At 39.3% G+C, this 4,078-nt stretch carries 2 protein-coding genes; one reads left to right on the plus strand and one right to left on the minus strand.

Features of this window, described 5'->3' with window-relative positions:
- The first annotated feature begins 152 nt into the window (after positions 1–152).
- Positions 153–1,760: a gliding motility protein RemB gene (locus tag AC1DND_RS21730; RefSeq protein ID WP_477584705.1), complete on the plus strand. Its 1,608-nt coding sequence runs from the start codon at positions 153–155 to the stop codon at positions 1,758–1,760.
- A gap of 239 nt (positions 1,761–1,999) precedes the next feature.
- On the opposite strand, the gene dxs is transcribed toward AC1DND_RS21730, so the two are convergent.
- Positions 2,000–3,928, minus strand: a complete 1,929-nt coding sequence (gene dxs, locus AC1DND_RS21735; RefSeq protein ID WP_477584706.1) for a 1-deoxy-D-xylulose-5-phosphate synthase — start codon at positions 3,926–3,928, stop codon at positions 2,000–2,002.
- Between the last annotated feature and the right edge of the window lie 150 nt (positions 3,929–4,078).

The raw sequence follows: 4,078 nt of genomic DNA on the forward strand, positions 1-4,078 counted from the left end.
ACCGTGATTAATATGGCCAAAGGTGAAGAGAATGCATTTTAAATAAATATAAAGAAAGCCCTAAAGGGCTTTTTCTTTTATCGAAGTTTGGAGAGGATCGTTAATTTCATAATTAATAACGTTCTTTGCCGTTTGAATTAAAAATTTACCAAATGAAGAAAATCTTATTACTGCTGTTTTTAGTCGTTTCCGTTCACAAATTAAAAGCTCAAGCCGTTTATCAACCTTACTCTTATCAATTCTACCAGAAGCTGAGTAGCGAGATTTATAATCCAAATACACGGATTCACAGCTCTTTAAAACCTTTTTTTATTGATGATAGTTTATTGCGAGATAGAAGTAGGTTGTTGTTAAGCATCGGAACAGACTCAACTAGAAAATCGTGGGTATCGAGAAAATTATTTCAGGAACATTTACTAGACATACAGAAAGAAGATTTTACAGTATATGCTGATTTTTTGCCAGATTTTCAGATCGGTAGGGATTTTTCGGGCAAACAAAATGTTTGGTTAAATACACGGGGTTATCAGGTTGGTGGAACAGTTGGAAAAAAATTCTCCTTTTACACCAGTGGCTTTGAAAATCAGGGACAATTCTCTAAATATTATAATGATTATGTGAAAACTAGTGGCGTAGTTCCAGGGCAATCTTTTAACCGCGCTTATGGTTTTAATGGAGGCAAAACTTCTTTAGATTGGTCTTACGTAACTGCTACTATATCTTATACTCCTATAAAATATTTGAATATTACGGCGGGTTATGATAAAACCTTTATCGGTGATGGGTACCGGTCATTATTATTATCCGATTTTTCTTCTCCGGCGCCCTTTTTAAAACTTACAGGAAATTTAGGTAATGTACAGTATATGGCTATGTGGACTTCAATGCAGGATCCGGGTGCGACCAAACTATCTTACGATGCCGGTAACCGTAAAAAAGGAGGGATTTTTCATTACCTCGATTGGAACGTCAACAATAAATTATCGATTGGATTTTTCGACTCTATTATTTGGGCACAAACAGATGATGCTGGAAATAGAAGAGGATTTGATTGGGGCTATGCAAATCCCATCATCTTCTTAAGGCCCGTAGAAGCTTCTAGTGGCTCTCCAGACAATGCTCTGCTGGGTTTTACTGGTAAATATAAATTTGCGAAGGAACTGGTTGCCTATGGACAATTTTCGCTGGATGAATTTGAAGCTAAAAGTTTCTTTTCCAGCTCTGGCAGTTCCAGAAATAAATATGGTTGGCAATTGGGATTGAGAGGCGCGGATGTATTTCATGTTGAAGGATTAAACTATTTATTGGAATACAATACAGCTAAACCCTACACATTTTCTTCCAGAACCCGTATTGGCAATTACGCCAACTATAATGAGCCTCTAGCACATCCTTTTGGTGCTAACTTTAGAGAGCTTGTTAGTTTATTAAACTATTCTTACAAACGTTTTGATTTTAGCGGCGAACTGATGTATGCTAAGTATGGTCTGGATATCGCTGGGCAGAACTATGGTAAGAATATTTTCGAGCCATATACTGACGCGGTACAGCCTATTGGGAATTACACCACTCAAGGGATTCGCACAGACCTTTTTTATGCTGAAGGAAAAGTAGCTTATGTAGTTAATCCGAAATACAACCTACGCTTAGAACTAGGTGGTGTGGTTAGGAGAGAAAGTAACAATTTAGGTAAAAATACTACCGGATTGATTACTTTCGGTTTACGGAGTTCGTTCAGGAATTTGTATTCTGATTTTTAATAAACTACATGATATAAAAAGAGCCTCAGTTATTTGTTAGCTGAGGCTTTTTTGTTAATTAACCTGAGTTCGATTAATATTTGAATATAGTTGGTGTTTTACAGCCGCTTCACCTCACGCGATAGTCATGCTGAATTTATTTCAGCATCTTTCCTGCTATTAAGACCCTGAAATGAATTCAGGGTGACGACACTAATACTTAAAAACCCCCTCAGAATGACAAGTAATACGACAAGTTTCTACCCTGCCATACTATCGGTTGTTCTTTTGATGGCAACTTTTCTTACTGCCGCTACAATTGCGTTTTTATCATAACCGCATTCGGCCCAAAGCTCGGCCTGTTCGCCATGTTCGATAAACTGATCTGGAATACCTAAACGGATTACATTTGCGCTATAACCATGATCGGCCATAAATTCTAATATTGCAGAACCTACTCCTCCAGGTAATGAACCATCTTCTACGGTGATTACATGTTTATACTTAGCAAATACTTCATGTAGTAATTGCTCATCTAAAGGCTTTACAAAACGTAAATCGTAGTGGGCAGGATAAAAACCTTCGCTGTTTAACTCGGCTCGTGCCTCAACGGCAAAGTTACCCACGTGACCAATAGTTAATAGGGCTACATCTTCACCATCACAGATCTTACGTCCTTTGCCAATTTCTAATGCTTTGAATGGTCGTTTCCAATCGGGCATTACACCATTACCACGAGGATAACGGATTACAAACGGCCCCACATTTTCTTGTTGGGCAGTAAACATCAGGTTACGCAATTCTTCTTCGTTCATTGGAGAAGAGATCACTAAATTCGGGATACAACGCATGTAAGCAATATCATATGCGCCATGGTGTGTCGCACCATCAGCACCTGCTAAGCCTGCCCTATCCAAACAAAATACTACGTTCAATTTTTGAATGGCTACATCATGAATCACCTGATCGTAGGCCCTTTGCATAAAGCTTGAATAAATATTGCAAAACGGAACCAATCCTTGAGTGGCCAGGCCAGCCGAGAAAGTCACGGCATGTTGCTCTGCGATACCTACATCGAATGCACGTTTTGGCATCGCTTTCATCATAATATTTAACGATGATCCTGATGGCATAGCAGGTGTAATACCTACAATTTTATCGTTCGCCTCAGCCAGCTCGACCATGGTATGTCCGAAAACATCCTGGTATTTTGGTGGTTGTGGCTTGTCTGGAATACTTTTTTTGATTTCGCCGGTAATCTTATCGAAAAGACCTGGAGCATGCCACTTGGTCTGATCTTTTTCTGCCAGTGCAAAACCTTTACCTTTTACGGTAATACAGTGTAAAAGCTTAGGGCCAGGAATAGCAGATAAATCTTTTATGGTCTGCGCTAAACGTTTTACATCGTGCCCGTCAACAGGACCGAAATACCTAAAGTTTAAAGCTTCAAATAAATTACTTTGTTTAAGTAAGGTTCCTTTAATGCTTTTCTCAATTTTCTTAACGTACTTATGTGCGTTAGGGCCTAGTTTAGAAAGCCCTGCGAGTACATGAGAAATATCATCACGGAAACGGTTGTACGATTTTGAAATGGTGATGCTGGTTAAATATTCCTTAAGTGCACCCACATTCGGATCGATAGACATGCAGTTATCATTCAGGATTACCAGCACATTGCTGTTTTCGATCCCTGCATGGTTTAATCCTTCAAAAGCTAAACCAGCTGTCATGGCGCCATCACCGATAACAGCCACATGCTGTCTGTCTGTTTCGCCTTTTAATTGCGAAGCCACCGCCATACCCAAAGCGGCCGAAATGGAAGTAGAAGAATGGCCTACACCAAAGGTATCATACTCACTTTCCGAAATTTTTGGGAAACCGCTAATACCGCCGTATACACGATTGGTATGGAATAAATCCCTACGGCCGGTTAATATTTTATGTCCGTATGCCTGGTGGCCTACATCCCAAACCAACTTATCGTAAGGGGTATTTAATGCATAGTGTAAGGCTACTGTTAATTCAACAACACCTAAACTGGCGCCAAAATGGCCACCGTTAACACTAACAACATCAATGATATACTGTCGTAATTCCTGGCTTATTTGTTCTAAGTCAGAATCGCTATATTGCTTTAAATCAGCGGGATAGTTGATTTTAGATAATAGGGGGCCAGCTTTTACTTGCATTCGAAATTTATGGTAAAAAACAAGATACAAAGTAAGGCAAATTTGTTTTAATATAGAAGAGAAAAATAGTGGTTTATTATTGAGCGTTAAGCGGTTGGCGGTGAGGGCTTAGCGGATGCAGGTTAAGGGGTAGGGTTTAACGGTTAAGAT

Source organism: Pedobacter sp. 01N416, assembly GCF_056399685.1.